Source organism: Arthrobacter sp. MYb221 (assembly GCF_002979835.1).
Classification (GTDB): domain Bacteria; phylum Actinomycetota; class Actinomycetes; order Actinomycetales; family Micrococcaceae; genus Glutamicibacter.
In genome coordinates this window covers 106,812-128,307 of record NZ_PCPW01000005.1, presented here as the reverse complement: position 1 = coordinate 128,307, position 21,496 = coordinate 106,812, and the positions used below count along the sequence as shown (strand labels likewise).

At 60.0% G+C, this 21,496-nt stretch carries 23 protein-coding genes, 4 tRNA genes and 1 pseudogene; 10 read left to right on the top strand and 18 right to left on the bottom strand.

Going from position 1 to position 21,496, the window contains the following annotated elements; translation table 11 throughout:
• The first annotated feature begins 15 nt into the window (after window positions 1-15).
• On the top strand, window positions 16-840 hold the full coding sequence (gene nadE / locus CQ015_RS08215) for an ammonia-dependent NAD(+) synthetase (protein ID WP_105553570.1): 825 nt from the start codon (window positions 16-18) through the stop codon (window positions 838-840).
• A 332-nt stretch (window positions 841-1,172) separates the two neighbouring features.
• On the opposite strand, the gene CQ015_RS08210 is transcribed toward nadE, so the two are convergent.
• Entirely contained in the window at window positions 1,173-2,315 is a 1,143-nt protein-coding gene (locus CQ015_RS08210) for an acyl-CoA dehydrogenase family protein (RefSeq protein WP_105649827.1), read from the bottom strand.
• A gap of 71 nt (window positions 2,316-2,386) precedes the next feature.
• Between CQ015_RS08210 and CQ015_RS08205 the strand changes: the two genes are divergently transcribed.
• Complete coding sequence (locus CQ015_RS08205; protein WP_105553681.1) at window positions 2,387-2,890, top strand: MarR family winged helix-turn-helix transcriptional regulator; 504 nt, start codon at window positions 2,387-2,389, stop codon at window positions 2,888-2,890.
• Here CQ015_RS08205 and mmsB read toward each other — a convergent pair.
• Together mmsB and CQ015_RS08195 are read right to left on the bottom strand one after the other, a co-directional pair.
• A complete protein-coding gene (gene mmsB / locus CQ015_RS08200; protein ID WP_105649826.1) occupies window positions 2,885-3,781 on the bottom strand; it encodes a 3-hydroxyisobutyrate dehydrogenase in 897 nt (298 codons plus the stop codon). The two genes, CQ015_RS08205 and mmsB, sit on opposite strands and share 6 nt — an antisense overlap.
• Window positions 3,778-4,830, bottom strand: coding sequence for a 3-hydroxyisobutyryl-CoA hydrolase (locus tag CQ015_RS08195; protein ID WP_105553573.1), 1,053 nt, complete (start codon window positions 4,828-4,830; stop codon window positions 3,778-3,780). Before CQ015_RS08195 ends, mmsB begins: the two co-directional genes overlap by 4 nt.
• Before the next feature lie 105 nt (window positions 4,831-4,935).
• Here CQ015_RS08195 and CQ015_RS08190 point away from each other — a divergent pair, with 105 nt between their 5' ends.
• Together CQ015_RS08190 and CQ015_RS08185 are read left to right on the top strand one after the other, a co-directional pair.
• On the top strand, window positions 4,936-5,736 hold the full coding sequence (locus CQ015_RS08190) for an exodeoxyribonuclease III (protein WP_105553574.1): 801 nt from the start codon (window positions 4,936-4,938) through the stop codon (window positions 5,734-5,736).
• 26 nt (window positions 5,737-5,762) lie between these two features.
• On the top strand, window positions 5,763-6,593 hold the full coding sequence (locus CQ015_RS08185; protein ID WP_146114036.1) for a hypothetical protein: 831 nt from the start codon (window positions 5,763-5,765) through the stop codon (window positions 6,591-6,593).
• A 78-nt stretch (window positions 6,594-6,671) separates the two neighbouring features.
• Here the strand turns inward: CQ015_RS08185 and CQ015_RS08180 are convergent.
• The 4 genes from CQ015_RS08180 to CQ015_RS08165 all read right to left on the bottom strand — a co-directional run bounded on the left by CQ015_RS08180 (window position 6,672) and on the right by CQ015_RS08165 (window position 7,133).
• Window positions 6,672-6,748: transfer RNA gene (locus CQ015_RS08180), tRNA-Asp, on the bottom strand.
• A 60-nt stretch (window positions 6,749-6,808) separates the two neighbouring features.
• Window positions 6,809-6,881, bottom strand: a tRNA-Phe gene (locus CQ015_RS08175).
• A 49-nt stretch (window positions 6,882-6,930) separates the two neighbouring features.
• A tRNA-Asp gene (locus CQ015_RS08170) sits at window positions 6,931-7,004 on the bottom strand.
• A 56-nt stretch (window positions 7,005-7,060) separates the two neighbouring features.
• Window positions 7,061-7,133: transfer RNA gene (locus CQ015_RS08165), tRNA-Glu, on the bottom strand.
• 134 nt (window positions 7,134-7,267) lie between these two features.
• On the opposite strand from CQ015_RS08165, the gene CQ015_RS08160 reads away from it, so the two are divergent.
• Window positions 7,268-7,639, top strand: coding sequence for a metallopeptidase family protein (locus CQ015_RS08160; protein WP_105553576.1), 372 nt, complete (start codon window positions 7,268-7,270; stop codon window positions 7,637-7,639).
• Window positions 7,640-8,294: 655 nt separating this feature from the next.
• Here CQ015_RS08160 and CQ015_RS08155 read toward each other — a convergent pair.
• Window positions 8,295-8,606 (bottom strand): hypothetical protein, encoded by a 312-nt coding sequence (locus tag CQ015_RS08155; RefSeq protein ID WP_105649824.1) that lies wholly within the window; start codon window positions 8,604-8,606, stop codon window positions 8,295-8,297.
• A 1,112-nt stretch (window positions 8,607-9,718) separates the two neighbouring features.
• Here CQ015_RS08155 and CQ015_RS08145 point away from each other — a divergent pair.
• On the top strand, window positions 9,719-11,407 hold the full coding sequence (locus tag CQ015_RS08145) for a C40 family peptidase (protein WP_105649823.1): 1,689 nt from the start codon (window positions 9,719-9,721) through the stop codon (window positions 11,405-11,407).
• Between the two features lie 155 nt (window positions 11,408-11,562).
• Here the strand turns inward: CQ015_RS08145 and CQ015_RS08140 are convergent, their stop codons facing one another.
• Entirely contained in the window at window positions 11,563-12,531 is a 969-nt protein-coding gene (locus tag CQ015_RS08140) for a universal stress protein (RefSeq protein WP_105553580.1), read from the bottom strand.
• A gap of 170 nt (window positions 12,532-12,701) precedes the next feature.
• On the opposite strand from CQ015_RS08140, the gene CQ015_RS08135 reads away from it, so the two are divergent.
• Window positions 12,702-14,150 carry an NCS2 family permease gene (locus CQ015_RS08135; protein WP_105553581.1) on the top strand — a complete coding sequence of 483 codons (1,449 nt, stop codon included), beginning with the start codon at window positions 12,702-12,704 and terminating at the stop codon, window positions 14,148-14,150.
• 69 nt (window positions 14,151-14,219) lie between these two features.
• Here the strand turns inward: CQ015_RS08135 and CQ015_RS08130 are convergent, their stop codons facing one another.
• Window positions 14,220-14,792, bottom strand: a complete 573-nt coding sequence (locus tag CQ015_RS08130; RefSeq protein ID WP_105649822.1) for a dihydrofolate reductase family protein — start codon at window positions 14,790-14,792, stop codon at window positions 14,220-14,222.
• Between the two features lie 49 nt (window positions 14,793-14,841).
• Here CQ015_RS08130 and CQ015_RS19520 point away from each other — a divergent pair.
• Window positions 14,842-15,417 (top strand): annotated as a pseudogene (locus CQ015_RS19520) (DUF2087 domain-containing protein); the annotation flags it as partial.
• A gap of 19 nt (window positions 15,418-15,436) precedes the next feature.
• Here the strand turns inward: CQ015_RS19520 and CQ015_RS08120 are convergent.
• The gene (locus CQ015_RS08120; protein WP_258138082.1) at window positions 15,437-16,261 is read right to left on the bottom strand and encodes a spermidine synthase; all 825 of its coding nucleotides are present in this window, start codon (window positions 16,259-16,261) and stop codon (window positions 15,437-15,439) included.
• Window positions 16,254-16,769, bottom strand: coding sequence for a GNAT family N-acetyltransferase (locus tag CQ015_RS08115; RefSeq protein WP_105553682.1), 516 nt, complete (start codon window positions 16,767-16,769; stop codon window positions 16,254-16,256). Before CQ015_RS08115 ends, CQ015_RS08120 begins: the two co-directional genes overlap by 8 nt.
• Before the next feature lie 141 nt (window positions 16,770-16,910).
• Here CQ015_RS08115 and CQ015_RS08110 point away from each other — a divergent pair, with 141 nt between their 5' ends.
• Entirely contained in the window at window positions 16,911-17,288 is a 378-nt protein-coding gene (locus CQ015_RS08110) for a hypothetical protein (protein WP_105553584.1), read from the top strand.
• On the opposite strand, the gene CQ015_RS08105 is transcribed toward CQ015_RS08110, so the two are convergent.
• Entirely contained in the window at window positions 17,285-17,974 is a 690-nt protein-coding gene (locus CQ015_RS08105) for an O-methyltransferase (RefSeq protein WP_105649820.1), read from the bottom strand. The genes CQ015_RS08110 and CQ015_RS08105 overlap by 4 nt on opposite strands.
• Window positions 17,975-17,978: 4 nt before the next feature.
• Complete coding sequence (locus tag CQ015_RS08100; protein WP_105553586.1) at window positions 17,979-18,287, bottom strand: thiamine-binding protein; 309 nt, start codon at window positions 18,285-18,287, stop codon at window positions 17,979-17,981.
• Between the two features lie 90 nt (window positions 18,288-18,377).
• Between CQ015_RS08100 and CQ015_RS08095 the strand changes: the two genes are divergently transcribed.
• On the top strand, window positions 18,378-18,827 hold the full coding sequence (locus tag CQ015_RS08095; RefSeq protein WP_105553587.1) for a MepB family protein: 450 nt from the start codon (window positions 18,378-18,380) through the stop codon (window positions 18,825-18,827).
• Between the two features lie 51 nt (window positions 18,828-18,878).
• On the opposite strand, the gene CQ015_RS08090 is transcribed toward CQ015_RS08095, so the two are convergent.
• From CQ015_RS08090 to CQ015_RS08075, 4 genes are read right to left on the bottom strand one after another with little or no spacing between them, the layout of a single operon-like run.
• The gene (locus tag CQ015_RS08090; protein ID WP_105649819.1) at window positions 18,879-19,196 is read right to left on the bottom strand and encodes an AzlD domain-containing protein; all 318 of its coding nucleotides are present in this window, start codon (window positions 19,194-19,196) and stop codon (window positions 18,879-18,881) included.
• Window positions 19,193-19,924, bottom strand: a complete 732-nt coding sequence (locus tag CQ015_RS08085; RefSeq protein WP_258133577.1) for an AzlC family ABC transporter permease — start codon at window positions 19,922-19,924, stop codon at window positions 19,193-19,195. Before CQ015_RS08085 ends, CQ015_RS08090 begins: the two co-directional genes overlap by 4 nt.
• Complete coding sequence (locus tag CQ015_RS08080) at window positions 19,905-20,594, bottom strand: hypothetical protein (RefSeq protein WP_105649818.1); 690 nt, start codon at window positions 20,592-20,594, stop codon at window positions 19,905-19,907. The genes CQ015_RS08085 and CQ015_RS08080 overlap by 20 nt, the downstream gene beginning before the upstream one ends.
• Window positions 20,591-21,460 (bottom strand): glycerophosphodiester phosphodiesterase family protein, encoded by an 870-nt coding sequence (locus tag CQ015_RS08075; protein ID WP_181150378.1) that lies wholly within the window; start codon window positions 21,458-21,460, stop codon window positions 20,591-20,593. The genes CQ015_RS08080 and CQ015_RS08075 overlap by 4 nt, the downstream gene beginning before the upstream one ends.
• Window positions 21,461-21,496 lie beyond the last annotated feature (36 nt).

The following is a 21,496-nucleotide window of genomic DNA, read 5'->3' as shown; positions in this document are numbered from 1 at the left end:
CCTAGTATTGAATGCATGCGCGAACTGCAAGCAGAGATCATCGAAGAACTTGGCGTCAAGCCACAAATCATTCCGGCACAGGAGATCCAACGACGCGTGGGGTTCCTGAAGGACTACCTCGGAGCGACCGGAGCCAAGGGTTTCGTGCTGGGAATTTCCGGTGGCATCGATTCCACCTTGGCCGGAAGGCTTGCGCAACTGGCGGTCCAAGAGGTCCGCGACGCCGGTGGCGAGGCGAACTTTGTCGCGGTCCGACTGCCCCATGGGGTGCAGAGCGACGCCGACGACGCGGCGAAGGCCATGGCGTTCATCGGCGCCGACGAGGAATTTGAAGTAAATATCGAAAAGCCCGTCAAGGCCCTGGATGAAGCGCTGGACAACGCAGGCCACCCACGCATCAGCGACTTCAACCGGGGTAACGCGAAGGCCCGGATGCGCATGATCGTGCAATACGCCATGGCAGGTGATCGCCGCATGCTGGTCCTCGGAACCGACCATGCAGCCGAATCGGTCACCGGATTCTTCACCAAGTTCGGGGATGGTGGCGCCGACCTTTTGCCTCTCGCCGGGTTGAATAAACGTCAGAACCAAGCCTTGCTGCGAGAATTGGGTGCTCCAGAGCTCCTTTGGGCCAAGGAACCAACCGCGGACCTATTAGACGGCCAGCCACAGCGGACAGATGAAGACGAGCTGGGGCTGAGCTACTCGCAGATTGATGACTACCTCGAAGGCCGGGAAGTCGATGCTGCCGCAGCCAAGACCATCGAGTCCCGCTTCCTCGGTTCGCGCCACAAGCGTACGGTTCCCGCGACCTACCTCGATACCTGGTGGCGCAGCTAGCTCTGCTCCTCGGGCATCGAGTCGGTTACTTCGAGAGCTTCGCGCAGGGTTTTGAAGTCGTCACTAATTTGTTTTCGTGGATGTTCGCTTACTCGTGCCAGCTTCCAGAAACCGCCAAACAGCAGTGGCAGGGCAACTGCAGCCCCGAGCACAACGCAGCTCAAACGCAGTTGCCGTGCCCCACGCGGAGCTACGGACGCCTTAGACCGCGATGCTCCTCGTATAGGTGGCGCATGCTGATGAATCTGCCCTAGCCAGTACTTTCCGGATTGGAACGTACTGTCGGAGCAAGAGTTCACTAGGACTCGGCCACCTACACAAGGGAACTCTCGCTAGACGAATGCGCTCACTCCGGTCAGCGCTCGTCCGACGATCAATGAATTAATTTCATAGGTGCCCTCATAGGTGTGCAGGATTTCAACATCGCAAAAGAACTTGGCCATCTCATGGTCGGTCACCACACCATTTCCGCCAAGCAGCGCACGGCCCAATGAGACCGTTTGGCGCGCGAGCCGCGTCGCAGTGGACTTGGCCAGCGCCGCGTCGACCATTTCCAGCTCGCCGCGTTCTTGCTTGCGCGCGATGTCCATCATCATCGACAGGCACGCCGTCGCATTGCCGGCAATCTCCGCCAAGGATTGCTGCACCAACTGGAACGAGGCAATGGGTTGGCCGAATTGCTGCCGGTCCTTGGCGTAAGCGGTACAGATATCCAAGGTTGCCAGCATGGCGCCGACCGCCTGCCACCCGACCCAGGCGCGAGACTGCATCAACAACGCATTCGCCGAGGCGAAGTTGACCGCGCCAGGGAGTTTATTCTCCACCGGAATGCGGACATTCTCCATTGAAATATCCGCGTTCTGCATGATGCGCAGGCCGATCTTATTTTCGATCTTGGTTGCGCTGTAGCCCGGACGGTCGCTTTCCACCAGAAAGGCCCCCACCGCTCCGCTCTCGGGACATTTTGCCCAGACCAACGCAAAATCGGCGATAGTTCCCATGCCGATCCAACGCTTGGCCCCGTTGATCACATATTCGTCGCCCTCGCGGGTCGCGGTGGTGTGGATGCCTCCGGCAATGTCCGACCCATGGTCGGGTTCGGTCAAGGCAAAGGCGCCAAAGGCTTGGAACGTGGTGAGTTTTGGGAGCCAGGATTCACGCTGCTCAGCCGACCCGAGCGCATCGATCATGCCCACGATGAGCTCATTGTGGATGCCGACAATGGATGAAAGTGATACGTCGGCTCTTGCGATTTCCGCGTGGAGCAACCCGCGCAATAGATGCGAGGAGCCATCTAGCTGCACTCCCGCTAAACCGGCATCGGCCAACTCTTGCACAAGTCCTGCGGGAAATTCCTCGCGATTCCAGAACTCGATCGATTGCCGGCGAATGCGTGCCTGCAAAAACTCACGCACCTGCTCTAGTCGCGTCCGATCGGCCTCGTGCAGTTGGTGTGCCACACCCAATAGGTCCATCCGATTTCTCCTTCCAAACCCTTGGAAGTCCAAGTATATTGTTGGACTAAGACTTCCTTAGGGGGTAAATGTTGAATTCTCCATTGCCACGCGATCCGATTGCTCAGGCCCGCGAACAGTGGGTTGCCCATGGTTGGGCATCCGAAGCCAATGCCATGGCCGCAATCACCGCGGTGATGCGCACGGCATCGATTTTCTTGCAGCGAGCCGATGCGATTCTCAAGCCGCACGGGCTCACCTTTGCGCGTTTCGAAGTGCTCGCCTTGCTTGGGTTCTCCAAGCGCGGTTCGCTCCCGATGAGCCACGCAAGCGAGCTGCTCCAGGTTCATGCTACGAGCTTGACGAATTCGGTGGACCGGCTAGAGGCCACCGGGCTGGTGCAACGAGTTGCACACCCTACCGATGGGCGAACCAGGCTACTGGAGCTCACGGCCCAAGGCCTGGAGGTGCTCGACGCCGCCCGAACTGATTTGAACGCACAGCTCTTCGCCCAAAGCGATTTGGAAGCCGCAGACGCGACAGATCTATTCGAGATCCTCTCTCGTTTCCGCCGCGCCTCGGGCGACTTCCTATAACGAACCGTCTCGAATCGCATTGATGACCCCGGAAAAGTCGGTGCCTGCATTTCCCGCATCGCTGAACTTCCGATACAGCGCGGCCGCGAGACTGCCTAGCTGCGCATCGGTCTGCGTCTGCTCCAATGCGCTGGAGGCCAAGCCGAGATCCTTGGCCATCAACGCGGCAGCAAATCCAGGCTGATACTCCCGGTTGGCCGGCGAGCTAGGGACGGGGCCCGGGACCGGACAATTTGTTGTCACCGCCCAGCACTGCCCCGAAGCCGAGGAAATCACATCGAATAAGGCTTGATGCTCCAGTCCCAAGCGCTCGCCTAGGACAAAGGCTTCCGCCGCTCCGAGCATGGAGATGCCCAAAAGCATATTGTTGCAAACCTTGGCCGCTTGCCCGGCCCCATGCCCACCGCAATGCACGACCCGCTTGCCCATGATTTCGAGCACCGGGTTGATCTGCGCCAGGTCGGCCTCATCGGCGCCGAGCATAAATGTCAGGGTTCCCGCTTCCGCGCCAACTACCCCACCGGAAACTGGAGCGTCGGCGCTTCGATGGCCGGCCGCCACCGCGAGCTGGGCGGCTTCGCGCGCCTGTGCCACATCGATAGTCGAGCACTCCAGGAACAACGTGTCCGCCTTGGCAGCCCCAAGCAGGTAGTCCCGGTAGGCATCCAATACATGCTGCCCGGTAGGGAACATGGTCAGCACGACATCCACGTCGCTCGCGGCTTCGGTCCCGGTAACCACAGTTTCAATTCCGGCCGCGGCGGTGGCTTCGAGGGCCGCAGGCACCACATCAAAAGCCTTGAGGCGATACCCGGCACGGTGCAAGTTGATGGCCATGGGAAGCCCCATATGGCCCAGTCCCAAGAATCCTATGATTGGTTTTTCGCTCATCTTCCACTCTTTTCTCGTAGCCCCTGCTCCAACAGTGCAAAATTCAATTCCGCTCCAGGCAATGGGGCGAAATGTCGTGCCGTTCGCTGTTCGCGCGTCAAATTACCCACTCGTTCGTGCCACCGCGGATTGCGATCCTTGTCGATCACCGCGGCTCGGATTCCTTCGGCGAAGTCCGGGTCATCCAGTCGGTTAACCGCGACCCTGAACTCGCGACGCAGATCCTCGCGCAGGTCCATCCCGGCACTGTCCAACAATTCATCGACGAGCCGCACCGAACTAGGGCAGGCGGCTCGAAGCGCCTTAGAAACCAGGCTGGCCTGAGCATCGCCGCTAGAGTCGAGCGCGGCGAGAATTGCCGGGACACTTGGTTCGGCGAAGGCCTGAACCCAATCGGCGCCCAGCATTCCCTGCTCGACGGTGCGCTCAAATCGCGTAATCACCTGGTCGGCTTCGAGAGTCTCCAACTCGGTCAGCAGTTGCGGCAAGTTCGCCTGCGCCACGTAGTTGTCTGCCAGCCCCAAGGCAATGGTGTCCGCCGCGTGGAATCTCATCCCGGTTAGTGCCGCTAGGCGCCCTGCGGATTTTGCGCCCTTGGCCAGCAGGTGGGTGCCTCCCACATCCGGGAAGAAACCGATTCCCACTTCTGGCATACCGCAGCGGCTGGTCTCGGTCACGATGCGATGGCTGCCGTGGGCGGAAACCCCAATCCCGCCGCCAAGCACTATGCCGTCCATCAACGCCACGAACGGTTTCGGATACTCGTCAATGAGTACATTAAGTTGATACTCGATACGCCAGAACTCTTCGGTGGACCCATCTCGGTCCAAGATATCCCGGTAGATCGCCACAATATCGCCCCCTGCGCACAGGCCTCGCTCCCCCGCTCCGGTGATCGCGACCTGTCGCACCGCTGGATCATCACGCCATTCAAGCAACGCGTAGAGCATGCCCCGGCACATCTGCGTAGTGAGCGCATTGAGCGCTTTTGGCCTATTGAGAGTGATGAGTCCCAAATGTCCCCGGCGCTCGGTCAGAATGTCGGTCAAAATACCCACCCCTCGGTGATCGCTGTCACAGTTCATTCTCGAATATACTCGGACTTCCAAGTAAATTGAAGTGGCGCATGACAGCAAACTTGATAGGTTGAACTAGTGAAGATAGCGACCTGGAATGTGAACTCCCTGCGCGCCCGGGCTGACCGCGTCGAAGACTGGCTGCGCCGTACCGACGTTGATGTCCTGGCAATTCAGGAAACAAAATGCAAAGACGACAATTTCCCCTGGGAACTTTTCGAGAACAACGACTACGAGGTGGCGCATTTTGGCGTCAACCAGTGGAACGGCGTGGCAATCGCCTCCCGTGTGGGACTGGACGACGTCCAGCGCACGTTCCCGAATCAGCCAGAGTTCGGCAAGGGCGGGAAAGACCCGATCCAAGAACCCCGAGCCATCGCGGCCACCTGCGGTGGGGTTCGCATCTGGAGCCTCTATGTGCCCAACGGCCGGGCCCTGGATGACGAGCACATGGGCTACAAGCTCAACTGGCTCGACGAATTGAAGAAAAATTCGGTCGAATGGCTCGCCGCAGATCCACAAGCTCAAATTGCGCTGCTCGGCGACTGGAACATCGCGCCGAAAGACGAAGATGTCTGGGATATCCAGTTCTTCTTGGACAACCAGCTCACCCACGTCTCGGCCCCCGAGCGTGCCGCATTTGGCGCATTCGAAGACGCCGGTTTCACAGACGCAGTTCGCCCACACACCGAGGGCGCCTACACCTACTGGGATTACACACAGCTGCGCTTCCCGAAAGGCGAGGGCATGCGGATCGATTTCGCGTTGACTTCCCCCGCACTAACCGAACGGGTTACTACCGCGAGCATCGACCGCGAGGAACGCAAGGGCAAGGGCGCTAGCGACCATGCTCCGGTCATCGTGGAGCTGGACGACTAACCATGACCAGAAAATTGACTGGGCCATTGGCAGAGCTTACGGCGGCTACCGCGCATTTGCGCGTCTATGAACCGTTGGACGCTTTCGAGGATTGGGCCCAGTCAATTATCTTGCGCACCGGGCAGCGTAGCGCAAGCCATTGGGACAGCTTCGAGAACGAACGACTCTGGGAACGCACGCTACGCCCCATTTCGGACCCCTTCCCGCACCATGAAGCAGAGCATTTTCGCTCGCTAAAGATCCTTGACTACGAGGGCAACGAGCACACCCGCTACTGTCCCGGCCAGCTGCAGGCGCGCAGCGTGCTGGCCGCAGAACAAGCCGAGGAGGCCATCCGGACCGAGGTCCTCGACCTCCTGGTGCCTCCCGCAGCCCGTAGCGCGAATGCCGAGCGCGTTAATCCCGATCGGCTTGCGGCAGATCTCACACACCTGCATACCCGCACCTCCACCTGGGGCATACCGCTGAGCTGGTTTGCGCTCTTCCGGGAAGATGACGAGTACGAACAGGTTCATGTTGATGACCGGTTGCTCACGGTGCGGCTCATCGTGCCCTTCGACCAGGCGGTAGAACGCCTCTCTTGGGCAGTGCAAACGCTTGTGACCTATGCACCTCAGGCACCATTGTTTGAGGAGCTAGGCGCGCTCGGTAGCTGGCTTGAATCCTTCGATAGCCGGTCGGTGATCGAGCTGGACTATGGGATGCTTGCCGAGATCGTGTGGCCAGATGAATCCGCCAACGACCTCATGCACGGAATCCAAGCAATCGAAGACGGAGATCTGCCCACGGCGGCGGCGGCATATCGCCGACTGACGAACCGCTGGTTGGGTCCTCGGCATTTGGGCCGCGCAAACTAAACACTGCCCAGAGCAGCCGAATCAAAAAAGTATTTCGTTAACGCAAAAAGCTCCGGTTGAAACCGGAGCTTTTCTATTTGGCGACCCTGACGGGACTTGAACCCGCGACCTCCGCCGTGACAGGGCGGCGCGCTAACCAACTGCGCTACAGGGCCATGAGTTTTGAATCTAACTTCAAATCACATGGCAAAGCCCTCGGTATACCGAGGGCTGCGTGGCTCCGACCGGCGTCGATCCGGTGACCTTTCGATTTTCAGTCGAACGCTCTACCAACTGAGCTACAGAGCCTGGCACCACTGAGTGGACACCAGATTTATTGCCTAAACAATAAACCGAGCGACCCTGACGGGACTTGAACCCGCGACCTCCGCCGTGACAGGGCGGCGCGCTAACCAACTGCGCTACAGGGCCTTGCTTTCGCAAGCCAATGGATTTCTCCATCTGACAACCAACGAATTGGCTGTTTGTACCCCCAACGGGATTCGAACCCGTGCCGCTGCCGTGAAAGGGCAGTGTCCTAGGCCGCTAGACGATGGGGGCCTATATCTGCTGCGGTTTCTTTCGTCTCCGCTGCGGACTTCAATAACTATACGTGGCCTTTTTGCCATTTGCAAAACCGGCATCCGAAGGACTTTCGAAGGGCGCAAATCGATGGCGGACAGTAGGCTTGAATCATGGATCTGGAGATGAGCGACGACGAGTTTGATGAGCTGGTTCAGGCTGCCCTCGACGGCATCCCCGAGTCCGCGGTAACCATGATGGACAATGTTGTTTTCTTTATCGAGGACGAGTACGAGCCGCTTCCCGGAGAAGCGAAAAATACCGAGATTCTGGGGCTATACGAGGGTGTTGCACTGACCGAGCGAGATCTCGACTGGGCTTCAGGGGCACTGCCTGATCGAATCACGATCTTCAAAAACCCGACCCTCAGGGCCTGCGAAACGCGTGATGACGTCGTGCGGGAGGTTCGCATTACGGTCATGCACGAGGTGGCCCATCACTTCGGAATCGACGACGAAAAACTGCACGATTTGGGCTGGGGATAGCCCAAATCGGCAAAAACTAATATTGAGATGTGCGTCACGAAAAATACTCATATTTCTGGATTGCCCTGGTTTAGCCGTTCCTCGGGAGCGAATGCTGCGCACCCGTTTCCTGCTTAAGCCACAGGAATGCGGAAGCCCACAATCATTTCATCATCGGAGCACCTGCAGAACAGCGGGACCTTTTTGGAGCAAGCAGGCAAAATTCCGCTTCCAGGCCCGGGCCATGGCAACACCCCGTGACTCAGCATTCCCCGGCCGCCCAGCACCGGGCTTCGACTCTGGATTCGGCGCCAAGAACAGTTCCCGACCGCAAGACCCCTCGATGGCACAGCAATTAGCAGCTGCTCGCTACGCCAAACACGGAGAGCGGGGACCTCTGGCTTAGGGGAGGCGGGCCAGCAAGCAATGGACTCCAGCTGCAGCGGTAGAGACGGACGTCGAGATGCCCACTCGGGCCCACGTGCAAGCCATTTCGAAACAGGATCCCTGCCCATCGCGTAGCAAAGTGGGGGCGTTCGGGGCCTACAACCCCAAAACACCCCCACCGCCACAACGCCAGCTGGAGATTCAATTCGAGTGCATCAAGCGGGTCTCAACGACCGCCAGCGGCAAAGCCCGAGGGTCAGGACTACCCGCCCGCTTCTGTTCGCAGGCTCTAGAGAACGATGGTGCCCAAAGCTGAAATGACATCGGCGACGATATCCAGGTCGACGGTCGCATCCACGTCTGCGTCGACATCCGCTGCGGCGGCGACGCTCGCGGCTACGCCAGCTTCCAGATCGGCTTCCACGGTTGCGTCCACGGAGGCGTCAGCCAGCAGCTCTGCTTCGACGGTGGATTCCACGGCGGCTTCAACCTCGGCGGCAATCTCAGCGGCGGCGGTGGCGGTGAGGACATCGGCGTCGACAAGCACCTCGAGCTGGGCCGCGGTGTCAGCCTTCGCCTCGGCGGCTACCTGCGCAGCCACCTGCGCGGTGAGGTCGACGTCGAGTACCGCGCCGAGGGACAGCGCCGAGGCGCCGGCTACGCCAGCGAAGCTCTAAGACGCCGCGGCGATCAGCGCGGCGCCGGTTCGGGTGAAGTTCTTCATGGTGATGCTCCTTCGGGTCGGTCGCCGGCCCAGTTGACCGACGCACTGTTGACCACGCTATTGGCTACCGGCGAGTACCTATCGGTCGAATTCCAACAGTTCTGCTATTCACGGAGCTTGTTAAGCTTTCAGTCCCTGAAATGTCATTCACAGTTCCCCGCATGATGGGGTCCCCAAGCGGATCGAGTACTGTTCCGGGGTTGGCGGGAAATCCGTGATCGTATGCGAGCCGGTGCTGCTCGCCGATCGCTGCGGACTTGGTGGCGGGGTTCAGACGGTCCCGCTGGGATTCGCTTCCTAGAACCGAACGAACGCATGTTCCCGGATGCCCCTGGCTGGCGCTCGACAGGACCGCCTGCCGGGCAGAGCCTGCAATAGGCGGTGGCCAGAGGACTTCGGGCTCTTAGCCGGGGAGGCCGGCGGGTCCGGCAGCCGCATTAGCGCGTTTGTTGCACTGATTGCGCAGGGCATTTGGTGCAGCGCTGACTGCTTCAGCCGCAGCTCCGCGGACGATGCCCAGCCGCTTAGAAGGGCCGGACCGACGATGATGGACTACGGTGTGCCGAATTCCTGCGCTCGTGGATCGCTCTCGGCAGTTGCCAACCCTCTGGAGGATACGCAACAGCTCAACGTCTCTTACCGGCGCATTGTGTAACGCATTGTCGCCATTAAATGCTCGTGCCGCCATCCGGTGCCCACAAGGTCACGACTCAAACGTCACTCGAACACTCGGCCCGGAGCCATTTATTTCTCTGAAATAATTTCAGAACGCACCAAATAGGATGCACTTCCCCCAAATCATCCCTGAATTGGGCGAACAAATACCATCAATGTAATTCCTGTGACTGGTGTGACCAGTGTTGCCAACTACCTAATTTTTAGCCTAGTGTGCTATTTGGGAACTTAATCAAATCGCGACCTTCCGTTCTCGGATAATCACAATTCGACCATTTCCCAACTGTCATCACCTGAATCTAGTGAGGAACGATATGGCTAACCGCCACTCGCTCGGAGTTGCCGCGTGCACCCTGGCCCTAGCAGTCTCTTGCCTTGCTGGCGCCGTCCCGGCAGCCGCCGCCCCGTCGGCAGCGTTTCCCACCTCCGTCTCCGTTGCAGCAGCACCGTCGAACTCCCCGTTGCCATCGGCAGCAGAGGTTGAGTCGGCAAAGTCGAACAAGGCAGCAACCAACGAGATGATCGCGCGCCTTGAAGCATCGCTCGATTCCAGTCGCGTAGAACTCCAGCGCGTGGAAACGGCGGCCCTGGAAGCTCAGGAGTCCCTGCTGACCGCCGCAGAAGAACGCGACCTGCGGTCCGCGGAGGCCACCAAGGCAGTTGAACAGGTCGAATACGCGCAGCAGTATCTCGCACAAAGCCGCAATGATCTGGGCGCGATCGCTTCGGACATGTACCGCAATGGCGCAAGCAACTCCAGCCTGGGCATCTTGCTGCAGGACGATGAGTCAAACGATCTCTTCTACAAGGCAGCCACCATGAGCGCCTTGAGTGAGAACCGGTCACAAACGGTCAGCACCGCTACCGAGGCCGAAGCTCTGGTATCCGCGTGGGAAGAGTACGCAGACACCGCGCAGAAAGCCGCTAAGGCCGCAGCTGAGAACTACGATGCAGCCGCGACCACCGCCAGCGCCACGCTCACTACCTACGAGTCAGCGATTGCTCCGCAGAAAGAATTGCGTGACGAGCTCGTTGGACACCTCGCATTCCTGAAGGAACAGGAAGAGGAAGTAGTTCGCCAGCAGATCGCTGAAGCAGTAGAACAAGCTCAGGAGAAGGCTCTCCAGGAAGCCGTCGAGGCTCCGGAGGCTGATAAGCCAGTCACGAAAGATGACTTGGCAACCATGCAGCCACTGGCTATCGAAGCTCCTCAGGAACTGGAATTTATCGATTCCGAAGAAGCCAAGCCAAAGACGCTGACCCCGAAGGTCATCGACGTCGAAAAGGACGAGCCGAAGGCGCCGGAAAAGCCAAAGCAGACCGAAGCTCCGAAGGCACCAGAAAAGCCAAAGGAAACCCAGACACCAAAGGCCCCGGAAAAGCCCAAGGCAACTCCGCAGGCTCCCGAGAAGCCGAAGACCACCCCCAAGGAAACCGAGAAGCCGAAGGTTCTCCCTCAGGCACCGGAAAAGCCGAAGGTTATTGAGGAACCAAAGCCGAAGCCTAAGCCTAAGCCCGAACCCAAAAAGGTCCAGCCGAAGGCACCAGAAAAGCCAAAGGCAACCCCTAAGCCTTCGCCAAAGCCAGAGGTGAAGAAGGAAGAGCCTAAGCAGGAGCAGAATAACAACAGCAATTATTCTGCGGCGATCTCGTGGGCCCTGCAGACGGCCAACGATCCGAGCAAGCGCTACGTATTCGGCGGCAATGGGCCAAACGTTTTCGACTGCTCTAGCTTCTCGCAGACTGCATTCGCCAAGTCCGGCATCAGCTTGCCACGTACTTCCAGCCAGCAGTTCGCCAGCGCTCCGCAGTATGTCTCGCTGAGCCAGCTTCGCCCAGGTGACCTCGTGTTCTCCAGCTCGAATGGCGGAGCGTCGTTCTACCACGTGGCCATATACATTGGTAACGGCCAGGTAGTCCACGCTCGCAACCCGAACGCCGGCATCACGGTGACTCCGCTGAGCTGGGTCAACAACATGTATCCGAAGGCAGCCCGCTACTAGGCAGGCGAGACCTCGAGAGAAAAGATGCTCCGCAGCCAGTTGGCTGCGGAGCATCTTTTGGCTCTGCCCTGCAATGCGCTTAGGGCTAGCGTTTTCAGCGCTACTGAAAAATATGGCCCGGAAGGAATACCTCCTCCCGGGCCATATTGGCCTACCTACTCGGCTCCGGTATCGAAATCCTTTCGGTTGGCCAGCCGTGGATCATCCCCGTCCGGAACTACCATCACCGGGCCCTTGGAGTGGTGCAAGACCCCTTGGCTGGTGGAGCCAAGCAGCATGCCGGCAAAACCACCGCGTCCGCGTGAACCGGTTACCGTGAGGACCGCATGTTCGGACTCGCGAATCAGCACCTCCACCGGCGGCCCGGAGATCACATCGGTTTCGACCTCGAGATTTGGGAAGTGTGATTTGATCCAGCGCCGCCCGACATCCATTTGATAGCGAACGTCCTCAAGCACCGCTTCCTGATCAACGGTGGCGGGCATCCACGCAAGGGCCGCCGAAACCGGCGAGACCGCGCACACCACGCGGAGCCTCAGGTCCCGGGCCAACGCCGCTTCCGCCGCCGCGAGCACCGCCGAGCGCGCGCGCTCCGAACCATCCACGCCGACAACAATCGTCTGGCGCTCCGGCGCATCCTCTAGGGTCTGTTCCTGCTCCTTGGCCATGGACAATGGCACCACCACGGTGGGGCACTTGGCGTGCGCCGGCAAAGCCGAGGAAACCGACCCCAGCAGCCTGCCTACGAAGCCTCCTCGGCCACGAGTGCCGACAACGACGAGCTCGGCATCCGCGCTCAGATCCAGCAGGACCCCAGAGGGATCTCCTGACTCGATGTAAGTGCGAATTGTTGCCTGGCTGCCCTCTAGCTCCGCGCGCGCTTGGCGCACGATGTCCTCGGCTCCGCCACGGATCAAATCGTCATCCAGTGTGGAGTACCCGGCGTCCATGGACGACGCGGCGAAAACGGGAATCGTGTAGGCGGACACGATATTCAGAACGCTGCCACGGCGCACCGCTTCTCGTTCTGCCCAGCGCAAGGCGCACTTGCTCTGCTGGGAACCGTCGGCGCCGACGACAATACCCTCGATTTTTTCAGTTTCGACTGGTGCTTCGTCACTCATCAGACTCGCTCCTCATTGACCTGTGATGGCATGGGGTGTGACCCCCCTTACAACCAATGTACTTCCAATCTTCGCCCACAGTGTGAGTTGGGTCTAATGATTTCACGCTAAGCCTACTCAGCTATGAGATCGGTATGTATCTATACCCAAAACGTCATAGAATTTTTACCATGCCCTCCACCACCAGAACAGTGTCTGAGACATCCTTCCCGGCGCGTGTTGACCGATACTTCAAAATCTCGGAACGCCGCTCAACTTTTGCAACCGAAGTCCGTGGCGGCATCGCCACCTTCTTCGCGATGAGCTATATCGTTGTGCTCAACCCGCTAGTGCTTTCCGGAGCCGACGCGTCCGGCGGCGAACTCGGAATCCAGCGCGTAGCTGCTGTCACCGCATTCGTTGCAGGTATCCTGACCATTTTGATGGGCATCTGGGCTCGCCACCCATTCGCGATGGCCACCGGGCTGGGCGTAAATGCCTTTGTTGCGATTACCGTGGCGACGAATCCGGAGCTTACCTGGCCAGATGTCATGGGGTTGGTGGTCGTCGCAGGTATCGTCATGTTCCTGTTGGTCCTCACCGGCTTTAGAACCGCCGTGTTCCGTGCTGTTCCGGCGGGCCTGAAAACGGCAATCGTGGTCGGCATCGGCATGTTCATCGCGCTGATCGGCTTGGTCAACGCTGGCTTCGTGCAGCGTATCCCCGATGCTGCGAATACCACCGTGCCGGTGGGCCTGGGTTTTGACGGCAAGCTGATGGGCTGGCCAATCGTGGTCTTTGTGGTCGGTTTGCTGCTGACCATGGCGTTGGTAGTGCGCAAGGTCAAGGGCGCTATCCTCATCGGAATCGTCGCCGCAGCAGCTTTGGCAAATATCTTCGAAGCCGTGTTCAACATCGGAGAGAAGGAGACGAGCACCTGGTCTTTGGTCGTCCCTTCGCTGCCAAGCTGGACGCTGCCGGATTTGAGCCTCATCGGCCAGGTCAATCTCTTTGGATCGTTTGAAAAGCTTGGCGTCACGGCGGCTTCATTGCTCGCCTTCGTGATTCTGCTGTCGATTTTCTTCGACGCCATGGGCACCATGGTTGGCTTGGCGTCCGAGGCGGGCGTCTTGGATAAAGACGGAAATATCCCGAATGTCGACAAGGTCCTGCTCGTTGATGCGGCCGGCGCCATCGTCGGCGGCGGCACCTCCAGCTCATCGGCCCAGATCTTCGTGGAGTCCGGTGCCGGCATCGGCGAAGGTGCACGTACCGGGCTGGCTTCGGTAGTCACCGGTCTAATGCTCATCGTGGCGATGTTCCTGACTCCGCTGATCCACCTTGTCCCTTTCGAAGCGGTCGCGCCCGCTTTAGTCGTTGTGGGCTTCATGATGGTTTCGCAGGTCTCGAAAATTGACTGGAATGATTGGGGCATTGCCCTGCCCGCGTTCCTGACCTTCACCCTGATGCCGTTCACCTTCTCCATCGCCAACGGCATCGGAGCTGGCTTCATCTCCTACGTGTTCATCCGAGCCGCGCAGGGCCGCGCGAAGGAGATCCACCCGTTGATGTGGGTTGTCGCTGCCGCCTTTGTGCTGTTCTTCGGCATCGGACTGATTGAGAATCTCATCGGAATGTAACCGAGGCAGAAGCAGCGCCGGCTCGGCATCGTATCCCTACGGTGCCGAGCCGGCGCTATTTAAAGCCACTCAGCGCGGGATCGGGCGTGGGGCGTAGATGAGTTCCTGCGTACGCCCATCGAGCAGCGTCGCGGATATCAGTTCAAGATCAAAATCGCCAAACCCCTCAAAGATGCGCTCGCGTCCGGTAATTCCGGTAATCACCGGGTAGAGCGTGAGCTGCAGAAAATCCACCAGTCCCGCACCCATCAGCGCCCGGTTCATCGACAGGCTGCCATGCGAGCGGAGCGGCATGGTTGATTCATTCTTCAACCTGCGCACCACATCGACGGCATCCGCGGATTCAAGCGTGCTGTTTTTCCAGCTCAGGTCGGTTTCGGCGTTCAGCGTAGAGGAGATGACAATTTTGGGTTGGGCCGACATTTTGGCAACCCACTCGTCCGGGTCTGCCCAATCCGCCAGCATAGACGACATCATCGTGTAGGTGGTGGCACCGAAAACCATGAGCGTCGGCCGGTCGTACAGGCGGCTGCGGTGTGCAAGGAGTTCGGGACCTTGCTTGCCCCAGTATCCTTCCCAGGGTTCGGTCGCGGCGGCAAACCCGTCGAGCGAACTGAAAACGTCAAACGTATAGGTCATCATGACCGCCCCTTAGCTGAGTCGACCATGCGTGGCACCTGTTCCGGCACCGATGGGCCGAGAGCACTCACCTTGGTCCTCTGCAGTCCAAAGAACAACGCCTCCGCACCCGTTGGGTAGCATGTGGGCTAAGGCAGTTAGGCGCAGACGGAGGATGAGGATGTCTCAAGGTAATAAATGGATTGAGATCGCCGCAGGGTTGAAGAATCAGGCTATGCGAACCGCATTGGGTCTGGTCCTCGCCGGTGCGCAAGAGCAGCTCAGCGACTCGGCCCAGAGCCGCAAGGACTTGCAGCGCTGGGCCAAGATCGGATTGCTCACCTCGCATGAAGGCCGCTGGCAGCTGAACGATGAGCTGCTGGAGGAAACCCTCGCCGCGGCAGCAGCGTCCAGCACCCAGCGCGCTGGGGTCATGCGCTACTTCACCGGCCCACGGCTGAATGCCTTGCCCGCACGTCCGGCGGACCGCCTTGAAGTCATGCTCCATATCCGCGACCACGTGCTCTTCACCGGAGAATCCCTACGCGAGGATCAGCTCAACGAGCGGTTGCGGGTGATCCACGAAGACGTGGCGCTGCTACGCCGCTATCTGGTGGACCATGAGCTGGTCCACCGCGATCTCGACGGAAGCCGCTACCGCCTGCCGGCTAAATTATCGGTGCGGCTCCGGCGGCGAAGCGCGCCACCGCTGGACCCGAAACAAGTTGCGCCGGCAATGGAGCGGTGCGCAGATTCTTTTCGAAACTTGCCCCGAGAGCCAACGGTTCATCGCTGGCGAGGAAAACGATATTGCCGTACCGCCGGCCCTTGAACATCGGCGGGTCGGCAATCATTGCCACGTGCGCAAAGACCGAAAGCAAGGTGGCTGCCTCGGCTCGGGCGCCTGCCAGATCAGCCGAGTCGCCACAGTTCAGCAGGTACACGCCTCCTTGGTCCAACACGCGTTGGGCCTGCTTGGCGTAGCCGATGGTGGTCAGCTCGCGCGGGGTTGTACTACCGGCGAACACATCGCGAATGATGATGTCGCGGCTGTCGTCGCTGAGCGTCGGAAGCACCTGCCCGGCATCACCCACACGCAATCGCACCAGCGGGGCGCGAGGCACCTCGAAACGGGTGCGCACCAGCTCGGCGAGCTTCGCATCGAGTTCCACCACGACTTGGCGAGCATTCTCGTAGGCGGCGGCCACCCAGCGGGCCATCGAGCAACCGCCACCACCAAGGTGCAGCACGCGCAGCTTGCGAGCACGTCCGTCGAATTGTTCGGCGGGGAATCCGAAGGTGAAGACGGGTTCCATCCAGCGCATGTATTCGAAGTCCAAATAACCTGGATCATCGAGGTCTATATGCGAAGAGGGAACACCATTGACTTTGAGGATGAAGCGATTCGCCCCATAGGGGTCCGGTTCGATCTCGGCCAAACCGGTATCGATCTCGTAGCTTCCAAGCATGACGTTGCTATCGGTCTTAGCCATGTCGGCGCACCATCCGAACCTCACGCAGTCCGGCCCAAGAGCCAACGAGCTCTTCGGAAGTTCCGTCCGGGACGAATCCATGCTTGCTGTAGAAAGCGACTGCTCGCTCATTTCCCGCCAGTACCCAGACCAGAGCGTCACGCTGGCCAAGTACGGTGTCCATTAGATGGGCGCCGAGTCCACCGCCGTAGTACTCTTCCAGCACGTAGAGCACGCCTAGTTCGATATCGACCCCGGTGTCCTGATCTTCTTCAATGGTTGGAGTGCCACCGGCTAAGCCAATAATCTTTCCGTCGCCGGACTCGGCGATCCAGAATTGGGCTCCCCCGGCCAACCCACGTTCCCACCAGGCCAGCTGCTGCTCGAGCTGCGCTTCGTGGTAGGCGAAGAACTCTTCGTCGCGGAAGCCCGAATAGGCTTGGCGCCAGGCCAGCAACTTCATTTCAAGGGCCGCCCGCAAATCTTGTTCTTGGGCTAGTCGGATTCGATACTCGTTCAAAAGTGACACATACATACATTACGTCAGCGAGGCCCCCTGCGTCGCTAAGCACCACTACCCTCCTACTTAAGGACTATTGCTTGTGGCCGAGGAGTTTGAAAAACTGCCTAGATAGTTACTTAAAATGCTGTAGCGAAAGGGTGGTCACTGGTGGATCGGAACGAAAAGTTCGCGAACTTTACCGGCGGTGTCGTGACAGGCCTAACGCTGGTCGTCTGCCTGTCGCCGACGTTCTGGATCATCTGCTTCGGATCACTGCTTTTGATTATCAGTTTCAGCCTGCTGGCCAGGTTTGAAGGCATCTGGGGACCAACCACTGCCAAGCACTGGTACTACATTCTTCCGATGATCCTTGCTCCAACGATCGGGGGGCTGCTACGCGAAACGGGTTACGCATTATGGCTCGGGGCCATCGTCGCGGTGCTCGGCGGTTTTGCGACAAACTTGCTCGTTCGGCGTTTCCCGCCGTTCAAGATTCCGGCGTCTTCGGTGGCGAGCCAGTATTCCACCAGCTCGCTCTCTGGCTAGATCACCCGAGCAATAGCAAATCCGTCCCAGCCCTTGGTCCCAACGGTCTGCAGTGCGGTTGCCGAGACCCGTGGTGAATCGCGCAGCCACCTGAGCCCCTCTTGCACGCCCCGCACATCAGCCTCGTTGGCCCCGTGCTCGGCCGCGTCGTCAAGCACCGCACCACCGCGAATGACGTTATCGAGGATCAGCACCGTCCCGGGACGCGAGAGTTCTAGGGCAAGTTCCAAGTAGCGCACGTTATTGCGTTTATCTGCGTCGATGAAAACCAGTTCAAATGGCGCAGTGCCCGCGGCGATCAGATTCTCAAGCGATCCCTTGGCTGCGCCAAGTTTGATCTCAACGCGCTCCGAAAGTCCGGCACGTTGCAAATTCTCACGGGCAATGGAAGCATGCAGGGGCTCAAATTCGCAAGAGATCACCTGCCCGCGCTCACCCACCCCACGAGCTAGCCAGCTCGTTGAATACCCGCCCAGCGTGCCGACCTCAAGCACACGCCGAGCACCGACTATCTCGGCCATCAGCTGCAGGAACTTGCCCTGAGCGGTGCTGACCTCGATTCGAGGCAAACCTGAGTCATGCGCATGTTCTCTACCGGCCTCAAGTTCTGGGATTTCGAGCCCCAGTGCCTCGTTGAGGTAGGTGTCGACCTCCGCGCTCTCACGTTCTGCAGAATGGCGGATCATCTCATTACTCCTCGCTGGATTCGATCGCCTGCTCTAGGCGCCGGACTTTTCCGTCCAATTCACCCGTATACCCCGGGCGAATATCTGCCTTGAGCACCAGCGAAACTCGAGATCCGTATTTGCTTACGGCCATGGTGGCGTCTTTGACGACAGCCATGACTTCGTCCCATTCGCCTTCGATTTCGGTGAACATCGAACTGGTGCGGTTCGGAAGCCCGGAGGCGCGAACTATGCGCACCGCTTCGGCTACGGCGTCATGAACCGAGGCATCGGCGTTGTCGGTACTTGGGGCAACTGAAAAAGCTACGATCATGTCTCTACTCTCCCACCGACGCTCGAGCTTGTCACGACGTTGTTGCGGTTACCCGCGCGGGGATGCCGGCACACGCCTAAAATGATATTCATGGATTTCAGCGCCTTCTCTCGATACGCAGCACTTGGCTTAGCACCGGACGCGGACCCTCTGCTGGTTCGGGCAGAAGAGCAAAACAGCGACTACGAATCAGGGCTGGTCTCGTTCGGCGGCCGGCGGTGGAGGATCCGCACGGCCCGCATCACCGATACCAAACCTGGAGCGTTCCTCGCTTGCTGGACTCGAAACGCCGACGGACGCACCGAACCTTTTAGCTCGGACGAACAGATTTCAGGACTTCTGGTTTTTGTGCAAGACGCCGAGCGTTTCGGGGTCTTCCGGTTCACCGCCGAACTGTTGCGCAGTCTTGGTATCACCAGCTCGGAAGCGAAGCCCGGCAAACGCGGATTTCGGGTTTACCCCAGCTGGTGCACCGAGTTGAATCCGCAGGCGCAACGCACTCAGCGAGCCCAAGCTGCGGCTTTTAGCGTACTTGGCTAAGCGTCCTGGCTTCGGGCCACCGCGGACCTCGGCGAGCGCCTACCGGACCGCTTAGGCAGACAGTCCGGTGGCGCGCAGTGCGACCGCAGCCAAGGCGCCAACGAGCACCACCACGAGGTATGGGGCTTTGAAGACTAGCGCGATCGTTGCCGCGGCCAGCGCACCGATACGCGCGTCAATGACAAGTTCCTGCCCGCTGGTCACCGCGTTCATGGTGACCAGCGAGGCCAGCAGGGCGACGGTGAGGGTTGCTGCCACATGGCTCATCAACGGAGAATCAAGTACTTTTCGCGGCACAAAATAGCCGCAGATCTTCAGCGCGAAGGCCGCCGCGCAGGCGCCGAGCAGCCACCAGCTCAATTCGCTCATGACTTCTCCTGATCTACTTGCTGCAGGTCTCCGTGTTCGGTCGCCGGTTCGGCGCGGCGCCCGGTGAGCACCGCAAACGCCACCGCGCAGCCGGCGGTGATCAAAATTGGCACACCGGGAACCGTCAGCGGCACGGCAAACGCGGTGACCACGGCCGCGGCGAAGGCGACGATAATCGGCTGGGCGGATTTCAGCCGCGGCCACAATAGTCCGAGGAACGCCGCCACCGCGGCTCCGTCGAGCCCCCACGCTGCCGGATCCCCCATCCGTTCGCCGAGCAAGGCGCCAACGAGCGTAAACAGGTTCCAGAGCGCATACACGCCGAGCCCGGCGGTCCAGAAACCACGGTGCCGCTCGCTTTGGCTCGCCTGTCCAAGGCTTGTTGCGGTGGACTCGTCGATGGTGACCTGAGCCATCAGCGGAACCATGCGCGCCCCGGGGCGCAGGGCCTGCTTGAGCTGCATCCCGTACACCGCATTGCGCACGCCGAGCAGTGTCGCAGCAGAGAAAGCCGCCGAGGCGGCCCCGCCGCCGGAGATCACCCCGATGAAGGCGAACTGCGACCCGCCGGTGAACATCAGGGCGCTCAACGCCACCGTCTGCCAAAGGTTCAGCCCCGCGGCAATAGCCAGTGCGCCAAAGGAAATCCCGTAGAGGCCTGTCGCAAGCGCGATGGACAGGCCCATCTTGGTGGCCGGGGTCAGCCAGCTAGTCGGCGTGGCGGGCATCGTATCGAATCTTGTAGACACCGCGTTTGACCCGGGCTTGGCCAATTTTTACCTCGTCCAGCTGGTCCACGTGTTGCACATGGGTTCCACCGCACGGTTCGCTGTTCACTCCGGCGATGCTAACCGTACGGTGGCCCTGCTCGTCGATCAGGGTGCTGATTTCGCCACCTTGCGAAATCAGCTCATCCACCCGCTGTTGCAGCCAGGCTTCCGCCGCTGCCCGCTCGGTTTCGTCGCCCAGCGGCAAGTCCACGCTGGAGGGGTCAAAATCCAGGCGTGACTGTCCCTGGAAGTGCGAGTGGCCGCGGTGTTCCCAACCGCGCTCTTCCCCCGCAAAACCAAGAATGTGCCCCGCGGTGTGCAAGGCCGCATTGCTGCGCCGGTTCTCGGCGTCGATGCTCGACGTGACCGTTTCCCCTGCGGCATGGTCTCCTGCGCCGTAGAGAATCACCGTTCCGCTTGCCGAGCGGCCCACATCGACCCCAACGCCGTTGACCGAGCCGCGGTCCTCCGGCTGCCCGCCGCCGCGCGGGTGGAAGATATTGGGGCTCAGCGCAATCCAGTCCCCCGTCTCGTCGCTGCCCGTGGCGATGACCGTGGCTTGGGCGGTGAAGACGTAGGAGTCGTGGAGATACAGGTTATGCTGCGTAGCGGTTGTTTCGGTGCTCATGATTGCTCTAGTTCCTGCCGGAGCTCTGCCGGGCGGTTGCTGGTAATTTGGGTGACGCCCATGTTGATCAGGTACTGCGCGTCGGCGGGGCGGTCAACCGTCCAGATCCGGGCGGTCAATCCACGCTCCAGCCACCCGTGCACCAACGGCTCGTTGGCTCGGACCCAGGCGATGCCAGGGCCAATAATACCGGCGCCACCGGCGTCGATGAGTTCGATGCCCTCGGCCACCGAACGGCGCATGACCTCATAGACTGCCGCGCGTCCGGTCTGCCCGCCGGCCATCAGCTCGGTGACGTATTGCGGATCGATCTCGGTCATCAGCTGGCAGAGCTGTGCACGGTTGACCGTGCGCGAGAGGAACCGGAGGCAGTCCGGCTCGAAGCTCATCAGCGTCACCTGGATCTGCCCCCTCCGACCGGCTTTGCCGGTTTGCGGGTCGAACCCAAAGGCGGCAAGCACCTTCAGCGTTTCCTCCTCCAGCAGGTGGCCAAAGGGGCTCGGATGCTTGAGCTCTACGGCCAGCCCGATGCCGATGCCGCGTTCGTCGATGAGCTCAAGGAGTTCGCCAAGGCTCAGCAGCTGTTCATTTTCTGCCCCATACTCCGCGGGAACCGCTACCGGCAGGTAGGAGGAAAAGTCCATGGATCGCAGTTCGCCAAGCGTGTATCCGGCCAACTCTCCGGTGGTATCCGAGGTGCGGTCCACGGTCGGATCGTGGTGGCAGACCACTACACCATCCCGACTCAGATGCACGTCGCATTCGATGCCGTCAGCTCCCTCATCCATCGCCTGCAGATAGGCGGCACGGGTATTTTCGGCATATCTGTGCGAACTGCCGCGATGAGCGTAAAAGAACGTGTCCATAACTCCTACGCTACTGGTTTGCCGCTGTCGCATACG